20 protein-coding genes are annotated in these 17,282 nt (G+C 71.6%); 8 read left to right on the top strand and 12 right to left on the bottom strand.

The features are described 5' to 3' along the window. The first annotated feature begins 30 nt into the window (after positions 1-30). The 3 genes from AC1VNH_RS07160 to AC1VNH_RS07150 are packed head-to-tail and all read left to right on the top strand — an operon-like array spanning position 31 to position 2,484. Positions 31-1,563, top strand: a complete 1,533-nt coding sequence (locus AC1VNH_RS07160) for an SDR family oxidoreductase (RefSeq protein WP_483110589.1) — start codon at positions 31-33, stop codon at positions 1,561-1,563. Positions 1,564-1,585: 22 nt separating this feature from the next. Beyond that, positions 1,586-2,059: a MogA/MoaB family molybdenum cofactor biosynthesis protein gene (locus tag AC1VNH_RS07155; RefSeq protein ID WP_344230004.1), complete on the top strand. Its 474-nt coding sequence runs from the start codon at positions 1,586-1,588 to the stop codon at positions 2,057-2,059. Beyond that, positions 2,056-2,484 (top strand): molybdenum cofactor biosynthesis protein MoaE, encoded by a 429-nt coding sequence (locus tag AC1VNH_RS07150; RefSeq protein WP_234075535.1) that lies wholly within the window; start codon positions 2,056-2,058, stop codon positions 2,482-2,484. The genes AC1VNH_RS07155 and AC1VNH_RS07150 overlap by 4 nt, the downstream gene beginning before the upstream one ends. 2 nt (positions 2,485-2,486) lie before the next feature. Here AC1VNH_RS07150 and AC1VNH_RS07145 read toward each other — a convergent pair whose 3' ends face one another. From AC1VNH_RS07145 to AC1VNH_RS07110, 8 genes are all read right to left on the bottom strand, one after another. Then, a complete protein-coding gene (locus tag AC1VNH_RS07145) occupies positions 2,487-2,720 on the bottom strand; it encodes a MoaD/ThiS family protein (protein WP_483110588.1) in 234 nt (77 codons plus the stop codon). Next, positions 2,720-2,980, bottom strand: a complete 261-nt coding sequence (locus AC1VNH_RS07140; RefSeq protein ID WP_243231647.1) for a DUF6457 domain-containing protein — start codon at positions 2,978-2,980, stop codon at positions 2,720-2,722. Before AC1VNH_RS07140 ends, AC1VNH_RS07145 begins: the two co-directional genes overlap by 1 nt. Continuing rightward, the gene (mobA, locus tag AC1VNH_RS07135; protein WP_483110587.1) at positions 2,977-3,588 is read right to left on the bottom strand and encodes a molybdenum cofactor guanylyltransferase; all 612 of its coding nucleotides are present in this window, start codon (positions 3,586-3,588) and stop codon (positions 2,977-2,979) included. Before mobA ends, AC1VNH_RS07140 begins: the two co-directional genes overlap by 4 nt. Continuing rightward, positions 3,585-4,061 (bottom strand): cyclic pyranopterin monophosphate synthase MoaC, encoded by a 477-nt coding sequence (gene moaC, locus AC1VNH_RS07130; protein WP_483110586.1) that lies wholly within the window; start codon positions 4,059-4,061, stop codon positions 3,585-3,587. The genes mobA and moaC overlap by 4 nt, the downstream gene beginning before the upstream one ends. Then, a complete protein-coding gene (locus AC1VNH_RS07125) occupies positions 4,058-5,293 on the bottom strand; it encodes a molybdopterin molybdotransferase MoeA (RefSeq protein ID WP_483110585.1) in 1,236 nt (411 codons plus the stop codon). The genes moaC and AC1VNH_RS07125 overlap by 4 nt, the downstream gene beginning before the upstream one ends. Then, positions 5,290-6,381: a ThiF family adenylyltransferase gene (locus AC1VNH_RS07120; protein WP_483110583.1), complete on the bottom strand. Its 1,092-nt coding sequence runs from the start codon at positions 6,379-6,381 to the stop codon at positions 5,290-5,292. The genes AC1VNH_RS07125 and AC1VNH_RS07120 overlap by 4 nt, the downstream gene beginning before the upstream one ends. A gap of 66 nt (positions 6,382-6,447) precedes the next feature. Beyond that, on the bottom strand, positions 6,448-6,885 hold the full coding sequence (locus tag AC1VNH_RS07115) for a hypothetical protein (protein WP_483110582.1): 438 nt from the start codon (positions 6,883-6,885) through the stop codon (positions 6,448-6,450). 38 nt (positions 6,886-6,923) lie between these two features. After that, complete coding sequence (locus tag AC1VNH_RS07110; RefSeq protein WP_483110581.1) at positions 6,924-7,394, bottom strand: cupin domain-containing protein; 471 nt, start codon at positions 7,392-7,394, stop codon at positions 6,924-6,926. Here AC1VNH_RS07110 and AC1VNH_RS07105 point away from each other — a divergent pair. The 5 genes from AC1VNH_RS07105 to AC1VNH_RS07085 all read left to right on the top strand — a co-directional run bounded on the left by AC1VNH_RS07105 (position 7,389) and on the right by AC1VNH_RS07085 (position 11,071). Further along, entirely contained in the window at positions 7,389-7,781 is a 393-nt protein-coding gene (locus tag AC1VNH_RS07105; RefSeq protein WP_344230019.1) for a TOBE domain-containing protein, read from the top strand. The two genes, AC1VNH_RS07110 and AC1VNH_RS07105, sit on opposite strands and share 6 nt — an antisense overlap. A 1-nt stretch (position 7,782) precedes the next feature. Continuing rightward, entirely contained in the window at positions 7,783-8,574 is a 792-nt protein-coding gene (gene modA / locus AC1VNH_RS07100) for a molybdate ABC transporter substrate-binding protein (protein ID WP_483110580.1), read from the top strand. Continuing rightward, complete coding sequence (locus AC1VNH_RS07095; protein WP_483110579.1) at positions 8,571-9,374, top strand: ABC transporter permease; 804 nt, start codon at positions 8,571-8,573, stop codon at positions 9,372-9,374. The genes modA and AC1VNH_RS07095 overlap by 4 nt, the downstream gene beginning before the upstream one ends. Next, positions 9,371-10,402 carry an ABC transporter ATP-binding protein gene (locus AC1VNH_RS07090; RefSeq protein WP_483110578.1) on the top strand — a complete coding sequence of 344 codons (1,032 nt, stop codon included), beginning with the start codon at positions 9,371-9,373 and terminating at the stop codon, positions 10,400-10,402. The genes AC1VNH_RS07095 and AC1VNH_RS07090 overlap by 4 nt, the downstream gene beginning before the upstream one ends. Before the next feature lie 78 nt (positions 10,403-10,480). Further along, on the top strand, positions 10,481-11,071 hold the full coding sequence (locus tag AC1VNH_RS07085) for a GNAT family N-acetyltransferase (RefSeq protein WP_483110577.1): 591 nt from the start codon (positions 10,481-10,483) through the stop codon (positions 11,069-11,071). A gap of 1 nt (position 11,072) precedes the next feature. Here the strand turns inward: AC1VNH_RS07085 and cydC are convergent, their stop codons facing one another. The 4 genes from cydC to AC1VNH_RS07065 all read right to left on the bottom strand — a co-directional run bounded on the left by cydC (position 11,073) and on the right by AC1VNH_RS07065 (position 17,086). Then, the gene (gene cydC, locus AC1VNH_RS07080) at positions 11,073-12,788 is read right to left on the bottom strand and encodes a thiol reductant ABC exporter subunit CydC (RefSeq protein ID WP_483110576.1); all 1,716 of its coding nucleotides are present in this window, start codon (positions 12,786-12,788) and stop codon (positions 11,073-11,075) included. Further along, positions 12,785-14,488, bottom strand: coding sequence for a thiol reductant ABC exporter subunit CydD (gene cydD / locus AC1VNH_RS07075; RefSeq protein ID WP_483110574.1), 1,704 nt, complete (start codon positions 14,486-14,488; stop codon positions 12,785-12,787). The genes cydC and cydD overlap by 4 nt, the downstream gene beginning before the upstream one ends. A 110-nt stretch (positions 14,489-14,598) precedes the next feature. Then, the gene (gene cydB, locus AC1VNH_RS07070) at positions 14,599-15,630 is read right to left on the bottom strand and encodes a cytochrome d ubiquinol oxidase subunit II (RefSeq protein ID WP_344230032.1); all 1,032 of its coding nucleotides are present in this window, start codon (positions 15,628-15,630) and stop codon (positions 14,599-14,601) included. Positions 15,631-15,640: 10 nt separating this feature from the next. Next, complete coding sequence (locus AC1VNH_RS07065; RefSeq protein ID WP_309735527.1) at positions 15,641-17,086, bottom strand: cytochrome ubiquinol oxidase subunit I; 1,446 nt, start codon at positions 17,084-17,086, stop codon at positions 15,641-15,643. Between the last annotated feature and the right edge of the window lie 196 nt (positions 17,087-17,282).

Genomic DNA, 17,282 nt, shown 5'->3' with positions numbered 1-17,282 from the left:
GGCGGCGGTGAGCAGGCTTACCCTCGCAGCATGACGACGCTCTCCTCGCCCACTGGGCACGAGCCCGCCCTGCGTGCCCCGCACCGCGAGGACGGCACGACGCCGCTCGTTCTGGTGCTGGGCGCGACCGGGTACATCGGCGGCCGGCTCACCCCGCGCCTGCTCGCCGCGGGCTACCGCGTGCGCGTGCTCTCCCGGGACGGCGAACGCGTGCGGGCGCTGTCGTGGGGGAGCGACGTGGAGATCGTCGAGGGATCCGTCACCGACCCGGGTGCCATGGCAGAGGCGTGCGACGGTGTCGATGTCGTGTACTACCTCGTGCACTCGATGGGGCAGGGCAAGGGGTTCGAGGACACCGACCTCGCCGCCGCCCGGACGGTCGCGGATGCGGCGGCCGCCGCATCCGTCTCGCGTCTCGTGTACCTGGGGGCGCTTCACCCGGAGGACGTGGCGCTGTCGCCGCACCTCGCGAGCCGGGTCGAGGTGGGCGAGGTTCTCCTCGACAGCCCCGTGCCCACCGCGGTGCTCCAGGCGGGCATCGTCATCGGCTCGGGTTCCGCATCCTTCGAGATGATCCGCCACCTCACCGAGGTGCTGCCGTACATGCCGGCGCCGAAGTGGGTGCGCAATCGCGTACAGCCGATCGCGGTGCGCGACGTCCTATACTACCTGCTGGGAGCGGCCCGTCTCGCCCCCGAGGTGAACCGCGCGTTCGACATCGGTGGGCCGGATGCGCCGCGCTACGGCCAGATGATGAACGGCTACGCGGTCGAGGCTGGCCTCCCGCAGCGCCCCATCGCGCCGCTACCGGTGCTGACCCCCGGGCTCGCCTCGCACTGGGTCAACGTCGTCACACCGGTGCCCCGCTCCATCGCGCGACCGCTCATCGCCTCGCTGCAGAACGAGTGCGTCATCAAGGACCGCTCGATCGACGAGGTCATCCCGCCGCCCGAGGGTGGGCTGACGTCCTATCGGCGTGCGGTCCAGCTCGCGCTGGGACGCGTGGATGCCGACGACATCGAGACGAGCTGGCAGGACGCCGAGGTCTCCGGGGTTCCCAGCGATCCGCTGCCGAGCGACCCGGACTGGGCGGGACGCACGGTCTACACCGACGCGCGCAGCGCCGCGACCACCGCGTCCCCGGAGGACCTTTGGAGCGTCGTGGCGGGCATCGGCGGTGAGAACGGCTGGTACTCCACGCCGATCCTCTGGGCCGTGCGCGGCTGGATGGACCGCGTCGTCGGCGGCGTCGGCCTGCGTCGCGGTCGGCGCAGCCGCACCCGCGTCGCCGTCGGAGACGCGATCGACTTCTGGCGCGTCGAGGCGGTGGAACCCGGCCGGATGCTGCGCCTGCGCGCCGAGATGAAGGTGCCGGGCCTCGCATGGCTCGAACTGTCGGTGACGCCCGAGGGCACCGGATCGCGCTACGACCAGCGGGCGGTGTTCTTCCCGCGCGGGCTCAGCGGCCGACTCTACTGGCTCGCGGTGCTGCCGTTCCACGGTTTCGTCTTCCGCGGCATGGCCGAGCACATCATCGCTGCAGCCGAGGCCCGCGAGCTCTGACGCACGTCGTAGGCTGACCGGTATGCGTCTGGCGGCTGTCATCACCGTGTCCGATCGGTCCGCCGCGGGCGAGCGCGAGGACGCATCCGGGCCCGTCGCGGTCGAGCAGCTGCAGGCCGCGGGGTGGGAGTGCCCGCCGGCTCGTGTCGTGGCGGACGGCGTCGACAGCGTCGAGAGCGCACTGCGCGCGGCTCTCGCCGCGGGCGCTCGACTGATCGTCACCTCGGGCGGTACGGGCGTCTCGCCGAGGGATCAGACTCCGGAGGCGAGCGCGCGCGTCATCGAACGCGAGCTGCCCGGCATCGCGGAGGAGCTGCGTCGGCGCGGCGGCGAGAGCAAACCGGCGGCACTGCTCACCCGCGGCCTGGCCGGAACCGCGCAGGGCGCGTTCATCGTCAACCTGCCGGGCAAGCCCGCAGCGGTTGCGGAGGGGATGCCGCTCATCATCGCCGTCGCCGACCACGTCGTCGACCAGCTCGCCGGAGGAGACCACTGATGCCCGTCGTCATCGCACGCGTGAGCGCCGAGCCCCTCGATCTCGACGCGCACCTCGCCGCCGTGGACGACGCCGCATCCGGCGCGCTCACCACGTTCGTGGGTCGCGTGCGAGACAACGACCCCGATGCGCGCACCGCGGTCGTGGCCCTCGAGTACTCGGCCCACCCGGATGCGGAGCAGTTCCTGCACCGGATCGCCGAGCAGGCCATCGGCGACACCGGCGCGCTCGTGGCCGTCAGTCATCGCATCGGCCGACTGGAGGTGGGCGACGCCGCGGTCGTCATCGCTGTCGCATCCGGGCACCGCGACGCGGCCTTCACCGTGTGTCGCGAGGTGATCGAGCAGATCAAGAGAGAGCTGCCGGTGTGGAAGCGCCAGGTCGAGTCCGACGGCACGACAGCCTGGAAGGGCCTGGGCGGCTGAGCTCAGCCGCCCGCGAAGGGCGGCAGCACGTCGACCAGGGTGTCGGCGTCCAGCGGTGCATCGTCGTCGCGCCGCGCCCCGGCGACCAGCACGGCACATCGCGGCAGGATGCCGCCGAGCCCTGGGCGCTCCGCGGCCAGGGCACGACGGAGCTCTCCGACCGTCGCCTCTGTGCGGTGCTCCTCGGCGCGCCCGGCGAGCTCCTCGGCTGCAGCGAAGTAGCGGACGTGCGCCATCACGCCTCGCGCTCGGCGACGAGGTCGGCGATCTCGGCGATGGCCCGCCGCACGTCTTCGGCCGAGCCGCCGGCGCGTCCGGCCGCCAGTCCTGCCGCGAAAGTGCTCACCGGTGCGGCGGGACGCGCGACGCCGCGCGCGACCACACCCGCCAGATCCAGCACGGCCGAGATCGGGAGGTCGTCGGGCGTGAGTCCCAGACGCTCGGCGATCTGCGCCGCCCATTCGTCCAGCGCCTCCGGCGGAAGGTGCTCGCTCATCGGTCCTCCTCCTTCTCGATGCCGGGCGCGACGGCGCCCGCATCCTGCAGATCCTGCCACGTGTCGATGTCGGCCACGACCCCGTCCGGCGCGCGCACGACCGCGATCGCGAGGTCGGCCATGACCTGACGAACCGGTTGGTCCCTGCCTTCGTCGGCAAGGGATGCGGTTCCGCGTGCGAGTGCCGCGGTGCGGTAGAGCCCCGTCAGCCATTGCGGACGGGAGGAGGCATCGCCGAGGCAGACACCGTCGGTGTCGGCGGGCAGCAGTTCTCGATCCGCCATCAGACGGGGGACCGCCTCGGCTGGGCGGACGAGATCCACCGCCAGGACAAGCGTCCAGGGCACATCGGTCGCGACCGCCATCGCGGCGTGCAGCGCCGCCGCAGGTCCGGTGAACACCGGCTCCTCCCGGACCCACCGAACGTCGTCGGGTGCGGGCCGCACCTCGGGTCCGGCGACGATGACGGGCGCAGCGCCTGCAGAGCGTACGGCGCTGACCGCGCGCTCGAGCAGCGTGGCGCCCTCGAGGCGCACGAGCGGTTTCGGGATGCCGTCCAGTCGCGCGGCTCGTCCACCCGCCAGGATGATCGCCTGCAGGTCGGTCATGCCTCGCCCGGACGCTCCCAGGTGCCGGACTTGCCGCCCTCCTTGCGGACGATCCGCACGTTCTCGATCGACGGGGACTTGTCGATCGCCTTGACCATGTCGATCACGGTCAGCGCAGCCACACTCACCGCCGTGAGCGCCTCCATCTCCACGCCGGTGCGATCGGCCGTCCGCACCGTCGCCTCGATCTCGACGCCGGCCTCCACGACCGACAGGTCGACGACGGCGCCGTGCACGCCGATCACGTGCGCGAGCGGCAGCAGCTCGGGCGTGCGCTTGGCCGCCTGGATGCCGGCGATCCGGGCGACGGCGAGCACGTCACCCTTGGGGACGGAGCCGTCGCGCAGCGCCGCCACGATGTGGGCGGAGGTGCGCACGAAGCCGCGGGCCGTCGCCGAGCGGACGGTCGGCTGCTTGGCGGTGACGTCGACCATGCGGGCATGGCCCGCCGCATCCAGGTGGGTGAAGCTCATGAGATCAGCATGACATCGACGAGATCGCCCTCGCGGACCTCCTCGACCTCCGCGGGAACGACCGCGTAGGCCTCGGCGCGTGCGAGGCCGCCCGCGAGGTGCGAGCCGGAGCCGCCCGCGGTGGCGGGTCCCACGCGCCAGGCGGCGGGGTCGGAGCGGTCGATGGCGGCGGGCAGGTACTGGCGCCGGCCGGGCGGTGTGCGCCATCCGGTGGCCGCGGGCAGGCGGATGAGGTCGCGGTGCAGCCTGGTACGACCGAGCATCTGCAGGAGCGCCGGTCGCACGAACACCTCGAACGAGACAGCGGACGAGACCGGATTGCCCGGCAGCGCGAACAGGAGGGGTCCTGCGGCGAGACGTCCGAAACCCTGCGGCTTGCCCGGCTGCATGGCGATCTTGGGGAAGTCGATGTCGCCGCTGAGCGCGTTCTTGACGACCTCGTACGCCCCCGCGCTGACGCCGCCGGAGGTGATGACCACGTCCGCGCCGGCGTCCTGCGCGTCGCGAAGCACCGCGAGCAGCGACGCGTCCGTGTCGTCGACGCTCACGCGCAGGACGACGTCGGCGCCCGCGGCGGTCGCGAGGCCCGCCAGCAGGATGCTGTTGGACTCGGGGATCTGTCCGCGCCGGAGCGGAAGGCCCGGAGCGACGAGCTCGTCGCCGGTCGACACGACGGCGACGCGCGGGACCTGTGTCACCTCCACCTCGCCGACGCCGGCCGCCGCGGCCGCCGCGATCTGCAGTGGACCGAGGAGAACACCGGCGTCGATCACCACATCGCCGGCGGACAGGTCGGAGGCGCGTCGGCGCACGTGTGCGCCGGGGGCGGGTGGGGCGATGAGCACGGCGATCTCGTCCAGCGAATCGTCGAGGCCGCCTGCGGTGTGCTCGAAAGGCACGACGGTGTCGGCGGCGGTGGGCACGGGGGAGCCCGTCATGATGCGCGCGGCCTCACCGGGGCGCAGGTCGGGGTCGAGGGCGGTGCCGGCGGGAAGGTCGGCGACGACGCGCAACCGGCTCGGCTCGGCATCCGTCGCGGCTCGGACGTCGGCGAAGCGCACCGCGAAACCGTCCATCGCGGAGTTCTCGAAGACGGGGATGTCGATGCCGGCGCGTACGGGCGCGGCGGTCGTGCGGCCGGCCGCGGACGAGAGAGCGATCCGCTCGGCGGGCAGCGCCACCGCCTCGGCGAGCACGAGGGCGAGCTGATCCTCGACGGTACGGATACTCATGCGCGGCCTCTGCTCCACGCGTCCATGCCGCCGGAGAGCACCACCACGTCGGCCCCCGCCGCGGCGAGGGCGCGGGCGGCGCGGTGCGCCCGCATGCCGGCCTTGCAGACGACGGCGTAGGGGCCGGCGCCGAGCGCAGCGGGATTTTCGAGGACCGTCGCCAGCGGCACGAGCCGGGCGCCGGGAACCGTGCCCAGGTCCGTCTCTGCGGGCTCCCGCACATCCAGCACGGCGACGCCGGCGGCGCGGCGCGCATCGAACTCCGCGGTGTCGATCTCGGCGATCTCGGGAAGCGGATCGGGTGCCGGCGTCGGGCTCTGTCCGCTCGGGCGCAGCGGAACCTCGCGGACGCGGGCGGTGAGGGCGTCGACGAGCAGGATGCGGCCCAGCAGCGGCTCGCCGATGCCGGTGAGGAGCTTGACGGCCTCGATCGCCAGCATTCCGCCGACCTGTACGCACAGGGCCCCGAGGACGCCGACCTGGGAGCAGGAGGGCACCTCGCCCACCGTCTCCGGCGGGTACAGATCGGCCAGCACGACCGGGGCGACGCCGTTCGGCGGCGCCGACCAGAACACGGTCACCTGGCCCGCGAACTCCTGCACGGTTCCCCACACGAGCGGGATGCCGCGGCGTTCGCACGCGGCGGCGACGGCCGCACGGGTGGCGAAGGTGTCGCTGCCGTCGATGACCAGGTGGGCGCCCGCGAGCAGGTTGTCCGCGTTGGTGCCGTCGATGCGCGTCCGGATGCCGGTGACCACGGTGGCCGAGCCGAGGTCTTCGGCGGCGCGGCGGGCGCTGTCGACCTTCGGGGCGCCCACATCCTCGACGCGGTGAAGCACCTGACGCTGCAGGTTGGTGAGCTCCACCTCGTCGTCGTCGATGACGATGAGCTCGCCCACACCGGCGGCCGCCAGCGCGAGCACGACGGGGGAGCCGAGTCCCCCGACGCCGATGACGGCGACGCGGCCGGCGGCCAGGCGACGTTGACCGAGTTCACCGAACCCGGCGAGGACGGCATGACGCGCGGTGCGCGCGCGCTCGGACTCCGACAGCGCGGCAACCGGCTCGACGAGCGCGGGCAGGGGCATGTCCCCAGGGTAGTCGCGGCCGGCGGGCATCGGATCGAGCGGACACCGGGGTCGCCGCGCCACAGCTCAGGCCTCGACGGTCACCTTCGTGACGGCGTCGTCGGGACCGAAGTGAACGGCGGGCCAGTATCCGTCCAGGAAGTGCTGACCGCAGGTGTCGTTGAAGTGGACCGTGACGGCGGCGTCGGGAAAGACCACGATCTGCTCGGCCCTGAGGTCCACGGCTGCCTCATCGAGCTCGGTTTTCGTCGGGTCTTCGGAACTGAACTCGACGACCACCGCGTCGGTGGCTGCGCGCTCCCAGAGCGCCCGACGCGACAGGAACGCCTCGAGGCGGTTCAGAAGCCCCGCAGCGATCGCCGTGTCGCCGGTCTCGAGCGTGAGGTGCGGATCACCGGCGACCGAGAACCGCTCGAAGACCCTGACCTCGCCGTCGATCGACGTCACCGAATCGCGGGAGAAGACGCCCCACGGGGACGGGAGACTCGCTGACTCGTCGGGCATGTGCTCAGGATAATCGCGGCCCTCGTCCCCACGCGTCCTCAGGCAGAGCCCGCGCCCGGCCACGCCCCCATGGTGAGCTCCGGCTCGATTCCCGCTGGCACGGGGAACCAGGCGAGGAATGTGACACCCTCCTCGGTGGCATCGAAGCGTGTGATCGTTGTGTCTGCGGGCTCGAAGAAGGTGTCCCCCGCGTGCAGAACCTGCTGGGGGTGGTCCTGCACCTGGAAGAAAGCGGAGCCAGATTCGATCACGCCGAACACCGGGCCGTTGTGCCAGTGGACGCCCGGATGGATGTTCGGTGCCATGGTGATGCGTCGCACTTCCATCGAGGCGAAGCTCGCTGCATCGTCGATCACGAATGAGCTCACAACGGTGCGGGTGACAGGCGACTCGTCCATGTCTCGATCATGCCAGCGGCGAATCGGGAATCGAGCAGATCGCAGTGGACGCGGATGCGGAGTAATCGATGCTGATTGTCCGCGAATGCGGATAATGTTGCGGGCATGCACTCCTTCAAGGTGTCTCACGCCGCTCGACTGCTCGGTGTCAGCGACGACACCGTCCGGCGGTGGATCGACCAGGGCATCCTGCCGACGACCGATGCCACCCCCGTCGAGATCCCCGGCGACGCGCTCGCCGCGCGAGCGAGCGAGCTCGCCGCCGCATCCGACGATCCGAGCGACGTGCTCTCGAGCGCCCGCAACCGCTTCGTGGGCCTCGTGACCCGGGTGCAGATCGACGGGGTGATGGCCCAGGTCGACATCCAGGCCGGTCCGCACCGGGTCGTCTCGCTCATGACGGCGGAGTCGGCCCGGGACCTCGCGCTCGAGCCCGGGTCTCTCGCCGTCGCCGTCGTCAAGGCGACCACCGTGATCGTCGAAACCCCGAAGGACTGACATGACCGCTCGCCGCCTCTCGCTCATCGGCGTCGTCGCCGCCGGTGCCCTCCTGCTCGCCGGCTGCGCCGGAGCGGCCACGCCGACCTCCGACCCCAGCACATCTGCGACCGCGGAGCTGACCGGAACGCTCACGATCTCCGCCGCCGCCTCCCTGAGCGCCGCGTTCGACGAGATCGCCCAGAGCTTTCAGGAGCAGTACCCGGGCGTGCAGGTCCTGCCGATCTCGTACGACGGCTCGTCGACCCTCGCGACCCAGATCATCGGCGGCGCGCCTGTCGACGTGTTCGCCTCCGCGGACGAGAACAACATGAACAAGGTGGTGGACGCCGGCCTCGCCCAACACCCGCAGGTGTTCGCCACGAACACGCTCGTCATCGCCGTGCCCGCAGGAAACCCTGCCGACATCGAATCGCTCGCCGACCTCGCGAAGCCCGGCGCGAGCGTCGTCCTGTGCGCGCCGGAAGTGCCGTGCGGCGCCGCATCCCAGAAGCTGCTGAGCGCGGCGGATGTCAGTGTCACCCCGGTCAGCCAGGAGCAGAACGTGACCGCGGTGCTGACGAAGGTCGCTGCCGGCGAGGCCGACGCGGGCCTGGTCTACGCGACCGACGTCAAGGGCCGCGACGATGTGGACTCGCTCACGCCCGACGGAGCGGGATCCGTCGTCAACCGGTACCCGATCGTCGCGCTCACGGATGCTCCGGATGCGGCGGCCGCCGCAGCCTTCGTGGCCTATGTGCGTGGTGAGCGCGGCCAGCAGATCCTGGCCGTGCACGGTTTCGGCGCGCCGTGAGCGGAGCCCCACGCGGCCACCTGCCGCGCTCCCTCGCCATCCCGGCTGCGATCGGGCTCGCGTTCCTGCTCCTGCCCCTGCTCGCCCTCGTCGCCCGCGTCGAGTGGTCCACGTTCGCATCCGATATCACGTCGCCGGCCGCACTGAGCGCGCTCACCCTGTCGCTGGGCACGGGGGCCGTCGCGACGGCCGTCTGCGTCGTCGTCGGCGTGCCGCTCGCGCTGCTCATCGCCCGTGCGGCTGCCCGCCCCGCCGCCGTGCTGCGCGCTCTCGTGACCGTGCCGCTCGTGCTCCCGCCGATGGTCGGCGGTGTCGCGCTGCTGTACCTCTTCGGACGCAACGGGGTGCTCGGCGACGCCCTCGGCTTGGTCGGGGTGCGCGTGCCGTTCACGACGGCGGCCGTCGTCATGGCGCAGGTCTTCGTCGCGCTCCCGTTCCTCGTGCTCGCCGTGGAGGGGTCGCTCCGTGCCATCGGCACGGGCTACGAGCGTGCCGCCGCATCCCTCGGCGCCGGTCGGTGGACGGTGCTGCGCCGCGTCACCCTCCCGCTCGCCGCCCCCGGGCTCGTCGCGGGCGTCGTGCTGTGCTTCGCGCGGGCGATCGGCGAGTTCGGTGCCACCGCCTTGTTCGCCGGCAATGCGCCGGGTGTGACCCAGACCATGCCGCTCGCGATCTACACGGCGTTCAACGGGGCCGGTGTGTCACAGGGCACCGCCGTGGCGTTGTCGCTGCTGCTGCTGGCGACCGCGGTCCTGGTTCTGCTGCTCGTGCGTGCCTGGCGCCCGGGGGCCGTGCGATGACCGCGCTGCACGCCCGCATCCACGTCTCGCGCCCGGGGTTCGAGCTGGAGGTCCCCCTTTCGGTGGCATCCGGCGAGACGGTGGCGATCATGGGCCCGAGCGGCGCCGGGAAGTCCACGCTGCTGGATGCGCTCGCCGGTTTCGTGCCGCTCGGCGACGGGCGGATCCTCCTCGACGGGGAGGAGGTCTCGACCCCCCGGTTCCAGCTCGCTTCCGCCCGGCGCGGGACCGTGCTGCTCGGTCAGGACCCCCACCTGTTCCCGCACTTGAGCGCGCGCGAGAACGTGGCGTTCGGACTCCGCGCCGCGGGGACACCCGCTCGCGCCGCGCGGAGGCAGGCGGAGGACTGGCTGGCGCGGGTGGGACTGGCGGATGCGGGGGACCGGCGACCCGCGGAACTGTCCGGGGGGCAGCAGCAGCGCGTCGCGATCGCGCGGGCGCTCGCCGCATCCCCTCGGCTCGTGCTGCTCGACGAGCCGCTGACCTCGCTCGATCCGGTGACGGCGGACGGCATCCGGGCTCTTCTGGCGGAGCACCTCGGGGGGCGCACGTGCGTGCTGGTGACGCACGACGCGGTGGATGCGGTCGCCTTCGCCGATCGCGTCGCGGTGGTCGAGGCGGGCCGGCTCACACAGGAGGGGGCGGTGCGCGACGTGCTCGGTGCCCCGGCGACGGCGTTCGTCGCCTCGCTGGCCGGACTCAACCGCGTGGTCGGCGCCCCCGCATCCGGCGGAGTCCTGGTCGACGGGGTGCTGATCGAGGGGCGCGGAGACCTCGAGGGGACGCCGGTCGGGGCCGCGGTGTTCCATCCCATCGACGTGCGGATCGCCGCCGCAGGTGAGCCCGCGTCGTGGTCGACCCGCGTCGTGCGCGTCGAGCCCACGATCGCGGGCGCACGCGTGCACACCGCGACGGGCGGGATAGCGGTTGACGTGTCGCTCGACGAGCTCGCAGCGCGTGGCCTGCGTCCGGGGGCGGAGGTCATCCTCTCCGTGGCCCCTGAGTGCGTCCGACTGCTGCCCGCCTGATCTCCTCACCCCTTCGCCGAGCTCGCTCGGCCGGAAGGAAGGGAGGGGAGGGAGGGAGGGGAGGGATACGCTCGGTGCATGGGAGTCATCCGTCCGTTCCGACCGGGTGACGAAGACGCGCTGGCGGCGGTCTGTCTCGCGACGGCGGCCGCTGGCTCCGACGGCACAGGGATCCTGAGCGACGACGGCCTCTGGGCCGACCTCTACCTGTTGCCGTACCTCGAGCGGCATCCCGATCTCGCCTTCGTGGCGGAGGATGCAGAAGGTCGCCCGGCGGGCTACATCGTCGCCACCGACGACACGATCGCGTTCGACGCCTGGTTCGCACGGGACTGGTGGCCCGCCCACCGTGCGCGCTACGCGCTGCCGGACGCGAACGCCCGGCAGCGGGCGATCGTCGCCGAAGCGGATGCGCGCACGGAGAGCAGTGCGCTGCGCACCACCCACCCCGCGCACCTGCACATCGACCTGCTGCCCGTGCTGCAGGGGCAGGGTACCGGACGCCGCCTGGTCGAGACCCTCGTCGTCGCGCTACGCGAGCGCGGTGTGCGCGGCCTGCACCTGGGCGCGGACGCGCGCAACGTCGGAGCGCTGGCGTTCTACGACCGTCTCGGGTTCGTGCGCGCCGCCTCGCCCGAGGGCGCCCAGCTGTTCACCCTCGATCTCTGAGTCAGGCGGATGCCGCCAGCCGGCCGTTCTCGAGACGCACTTCCCGGTCCACGAGCCCTTCCGGCGGTGCGATGTGCGAGATGAGCACGACGGCGCGGTCCTCATCGACGGCGCTCAGCAGATCTCGCAGAAGCAGATCGGATGCGGCCGGATCCACGCCCGCGGTCGGCTCGTCGAGCACGAGCACGGGGAACCGCGCGAGCAGAGCGCGTGCGAGCGCGATCCGCTGCGCCTGCCCGCCGGACACGAGCGCACCGCGCTCGCCGAGGTCGGCGTCGAGCCCGCCACGCTCGCGCGCCCATTCGGCGAGCCCGACGCGCTCCAGCACGTCCCAGAGGTCTGCGTCGTGCGCGGTCTCGCGGGCGAAGAGCAGGTTCTGCCTGAGCGTCTCGTCGAACAGGTACGGGGACTGCTCGCAGAGGCCGATCGTGCGGCGTAGGTCATCCCCGGAGATCTCACGAACCTCCGTGCCGCCGATGAGGTAGGAGCCCTCGTAGTCGAGGAAGCGCACGAGGACGTGCGCGAGGGTCGTCTTGCCCGCACCGCTCGGGCCTGTCACCAGCACGCGCTCGCCGGGGCGTACGTGGAGGTCGATGTCCGCCAATCGGCCGGAATCGTCGACGGATGCGGACGCCGCGTCGTCGCGGGACGTGCGAGCGTCGAGGCGGTCGGGCCAGCGCGCCGACACGCCCGACAGGCGCAGTCCGTCACCGAGGGGCGGGGCATCTCCCGTCGCCGTCGGCTCGTCGCGGGGGAGTCCCGCGGGCACCTCGTCGGGCACGGTCTCGGCGACGCGCTCGGCGGCCGTGCGTACCTGGCGCCACGCCGCGAGGGCCAGCGGCACCGCCCCGAAGACCTCGAACACCGCCATCGGCAGGAGCACGACGACGGCCAGAGCGGGACCGTCGAAGCCGCCCTGGCCGAGTAGCGCGGCGCAGGCGAGGAGGGTGGCCAGCGAGGCGATCCCGGCGACGAGCGACACCGCGCCGGAGGTGAGCCCCTGCGCGCCCGCGCGGCGCACCGTGGCCCGGCGCAGCCGCTCGTCGGCCTGACGGATGCGGCTGCGAGCCGCATCCGTGGCGTCGAACGCGGTGAGCACATCGAGAGTCGTCAGCTGGTCGAGGAGGGCATCGGAAAGGTGCGAGCGCAGCGGCGTGATGCGGTTCTCGGCCCGCGCGCCGGCCCGCCAGCCCACCCACGCGGCCAGGGCGAACGCCGCCGCGAGGCACACCGCGAGCACGGTGGCCGCGATCGGCTGCAGGAAGGCGGTGAACACGACGCTCGCGACCGAGGCGAGGGTTGCGGTGGCGAGCGGCATGACGACGCGCAGCGGCAGGTTCTGCAGCTCGTCGACGTCGTCGACGAGGCGGGAGAGCAGCGCGCCGCGGCGGGTCGTACCCAGCCCGTCGGGAGCCAGCGGCACGATGCGGCGCACGAGGTCGGCGCGTACGGTCGCGAGGCGTCCGAGTGCGGCATCGTGGCCGCTGAGGCGCTCGAGGTAGCGGAAGACGCCGCGCCCGAGCGCGAAGGCGCGCACAGCCACCACGACCGCCGTGATGTACATGACGGCAGGCTGCTCGGCGGAACGCGTGATGAGCCAGGCGCTGGCCGCCAGCAGAGCGATCGCGCTGACGGCGGTTCCCGTTCCGGCGGCGAGGGCCCACCAGAAGCTGCGCAGCGGCGGCTGCGCCGACCTCAGGACGTCGGAGGTTCTCACGCCGCGCCCCCTTCCGCCGCGGAACCGAGAGCCGCGGCGGACGAGACGGCGATCACGCGGTCGGCGATCGTCCGCGCCGTCGGCCGGTGCGAGACGAGCAGGACCGCGGCGCCTTCGGTGTCGGCCGCGCGCCGCACCGTCTGCCAGAGCTCCGCCTCGGTGTGCGCGTCGAGGGCACTCGTCGGCTCGTCCAGTGCGAGCACGGGCGTACCGCGGTGCCGCATCCGGTACAGGGCGCGTGCCACTGCCACGCGCTGTGCCTGACCGCCCGACAGTCCCCCTCCGGACACGCCGAGCACGACGGCGCCGTCGACATCGGCGACCGCGTCCGCCAGGCACCGCGCCACGAGAGCCTCATCGGGTCGGTCGTCGCCGAGGGCGACGTTCTCCGCGACGGATCCGGTCACCAGTCCCGGCCGCTGCCCCGCCCACGCCAGGATGCCGCGCGCGGCCGCATCCGTCGCGGGGATACCGGCCACCTCGAGACGACCCGTGTAGTCGGCGAAGCCGAGGAGGGCGGCGAGGATGCTCGACTTGCCCGCGCCGCTGGGGCCCTCCAGCAGCACGATCTCTCCCGGTGACAGATCCAGGTCGATCGGGCCGATCACGCGGTCGTCGCGAGCCACGCGTAGCTCGCGCAGGCGCAGCAGAGGTGCATCGGTCGGCACCGGTGCCGCCGCGGAGTCGACGGGGGCGACCGGCGCCAGGGCGCGGGCGTCGTCCAGGGTCCGGAAGATCTCGTCGGTCGCGGCCACGCCCTCGGCCGCGGCGTGGAACTGCACGCCCACCTGTCGCAACGGCAGATACGCCTCGGGCGCGAGGAGCAGCACGAACAGGCCCACCAGCAGCGGCATCTGCCCGCCCAGCAGGCGGAAGCCGATCTCGACGGCGATGATCGCGACGGAGATGGACGCGAGGAACTCGAGCGCGAAACCGGACAGGAACGAGACGCGCAGCACCGCCATCGTCTCGCGCTTGTAGTCGCCGGTGACCTTCTCGATGCTGCGTGCAGCGCGGTGCTGGCGTCCGAAGACCTTGAGAGTTCCGAGACCGGCCACCGTGTCGGCGAAGCGCGACGCGAGATGTTGCAGGGTGTCGTACTGCCGGCGCTGCACGGTTTGTGTGGCCAAGCCGATCAGCACCATGAACAGCGGGATCAGGGGCATCGTGAGCACGACGATGAGGCCCGAGAGCGGGTCCGAGACGAGGATCGTCACGATCAGGATGGGCATCGTGATCGCGGTGGCGACCAGCTGCGGCAGGTAGCGGCCGAAGTAGGCGTCGAGCGCTTCCAGACCGTGGCCCGCCGTGACCGCGAGCGCGGCACTGTTGCGGCGGGAGAGCCACGCGGGGCCGAGCCGGTCGACCGCGGACACGAGCGCCGCGCGCAACTGCAGCGACGCGCGAGCCGCACCCACGGCCGAGGTGCGCTCGGATGCGGCGATCAGCAGTCCGCGCAGGAGCGCGAGCGCCGCGGCGCCCCCGAGCGCGGGAAGGAGGGTCTCGACGGGCTCGCCGGCGATGGCGCCGACCAGCGCCGTCGTCAACAGCCAGGCGAAGCCGATGATCACACCGGTCTGCGCGAGCACGGTCGCGGCGGTGATCAACAGGAAGTGGCGCGACGCGGAGCTGTATCGCAGCAGCCGCGGATCGATCGGGCGGTTACTGCCCGACGCGCGGGTGGCGGCGTCCGTATTCACTCTTCGATCCTGCCTCATATGCCGTCGGACCGGCCGATGCCCGGGAGCATCCGCCGGTCCGACGGGGTGTGCCCTCATCCGCTCCGAAGGGGAGGAGCGGATGGGAGCAGTCAGTGGACGACCGCCGCGGCCTTCTCGATCCGCGAGCGCATCACGCGCTTGCGGAAGACCCAGTACGTCCAGCCCTGGTAGAGCAGCACGAGCGGCAGGAAGACCACTGCGGCCCAGGTCATGATCGTGAGGGTGTAGTCGGTGCTCGAGGCGTTCTCGATCGTCAGGGTGCCCGCGGGGTCCGTCGAGGACGGCATGACGTTCGGGAAGAGCGCGAGCCACAGCGTCAGCACGGCGAAGGCGACGGTGCCCGCGCCGAACGCGAACGCCCATCCCTCGCGGTCGGTGGCGTTGGCCAATACGGATGCGATCAGCAGCACGGCCGCGACAACGGCGCACACGATCACGAGCGGCAGCGCGGGAGCCTGGGCGCCCATCGCGTTCACGACCGTCCAGCCCAAGAACGCGGCAGCGACCACGATCGTCAGCAGGCCCGAGGTGCGCGCGAGCTTGCGGGCATCGGTGCGCACCTGGCCGTCCGTCTTCAGGGCGACGAAGTACACGCCGTGCGTGAAGAACAGCAGCAGTGTCGTGACGCCGCCGAGCAGGCCGTAGGGATTCAGGAGCGTCAGCAGCGAACCGGTGAACTCGTGGTGAGCATCCAGCGGCACGCCCTGCACGATGTTCGCGACCGCCACACCCCACAGCAGCGCCGGAAGGGCGGAGCCGACGACGATCATCGTGTCGAATCCCTTCTTCCACCGCAGCGAATCACGCTGGTGGCGGTACTCGAACGAGACGCCGCGGGCGATCAGGGCGAGCAGGATGAGCAGCAGCGGCAGGTAGAACCCGCTGAACAGCGTGGCGTACCACTCCGGGAACGCCGCGAACAGGCACGCGCCGGCGACGATGACCCACGTCTCGTTGAGGTCCCAGACGGGGCCGATCGTGTTGATGATCTGCCGGCGGCCGATGTCGTCCTTGCCGAGGAACGGCAGCGACATCCCGACGCCGAAGTCGAAGCCGTCGAGCACGAAGTATCCGACGAACAGCACGCCGACGATGAAGAACCAGATGTATGCGAGATCCATGGCGAGCTCCTCAGTAGACCGTGGTCATGCGGTGGGCATCGTCGTCGGCACTCTCGCCGTCCCCGGGTTCGGGGATCGGCTCGGGCCCCTTCCTCGCGGCCTTCAGGATGAGGCCGAACTCCACGACGGCCAGCGCCGCGTAGGTGAGGGTGAAGGCGATCAGTGAGATCAGCACGTTCCACCCCGGAACACTGGGCGAGACGCCGTCCTGGGTCAGCATGAGACCGAACACGATCCAGGGCTGACGCCCCATCTCGGTGAAGAGCCACCCGACGAGGCTGCCGAACATGGGCAGCGGAGCCGACCAGATCGCCACACGCCACGCCCACTGCGGGACGGCGCGCTTCGCCTTCTTGCGGGTGAGCCACAGGCCGACCACGGAGATCACCGCGGCGAGGCCGCCGAAGCCGATCATCCAGCGGAAGGACCAGTAGGTGATCCAGATCGTGGGGGCGAAGGGCAGGTCGCCGCCGAGCTGGTCGGCGAACACGGGCCAGTTCTGGGTGTACTCGGCGTTCAGATTGTTGATGCCCTCCACGCAGCCGTCCAGCGTGTGGGTGGACAGGAACGACAGCAGGTACGGCACGCGCAACGACCAGATCTCGCTCGTTCCGTCGGGGGTGCCGAGCGAGAAGATCGAGAACGACGCATCCGCGCCGCACGCCGTGTTGTACAGCGCCTCCGCGGCCGCCATCTTCATCGGCTGAGTGGCCACCATCTGAAGGCCCAGCAGGTCGCCGGAGATGGCGGTGCCGGCGAAGGAGATGATGACCGTCCACATCCCGAAGCGCAGGGCGGGACGCATCGAGTCGAAGTGCTTTCCGCGGGCCAGATGCCAGGCGGCGACGGCGACCACGACGGCGGCGGCGAACATGATGGCCGCGAACATCGTGTGCGGGAAGGTCGCGAGCACGACGCGGTTGGTCAGCACCGCGAAGAAGTCGGTCATCTCCGCGCGGGTGCCGTCGGGCGACATGGTGTAGCCGACGGGGTTCTGCATGAAGGAGTTCGCGGCGAGGATGAAGTACGCAGACAGCGTCGCTCCGATCCAGGCGCACCAGATGGTGGCCAGGTGCACGCGCTTCGACAGGCGGTCCCAGCCGAAGATCCACAACCCGATGAAGGTCGCCTCGAAGAAGAAGGCGAGCAGGCCCTCGAAGGCGAGGGGAGCGCCGAACACGTCGCCGACGAAGCGCGAGTACGCCGACCAGTTCATGCCGAACTGGAACTCCTGCACGATGCCGGTCACCACGCCCATGGCGAAGTTGATCAGGAAGATCTTGCCGAACAGGCGCGTCAGCTGCAGCCACTTGGTCTCGCCGGTGCGCACCCACCAGGTCTGGAAGATCGCGACGATCAGACCCATGCCGAGCGTCAGCGGCACGAACAGGTAGTGGTACAGCGTGGTCAAGCCGAATTGCCAGCGCGCGAGCGCGAGCGGATCAAGAAAATCCATGAGCGTCCCCTTCAGAGCCCTCGCCTCGACTCCCGGCCGCAGGACCGGTCGGATCAGAGGTTGCGGCACAGTGTCGCAGTTCGAAATGAGATGGCCGCAGGGGGCGGCCGTGAATAATGGCGAGGGATTTCCGCGTCGATCCGCGCCGGGGGTCCGAGCGCGGCACGTACCCTCGTGTCATGGGCGATCGAGCGGC

The organism is Microbacterium sp. KU4F, from assembly GCF_056868075.1.
The sequence above is the reverse complement of the archived record's forward strand: the minus strand, read 5'-3'. Positions and strand labels throughout refer to the sequence as shown.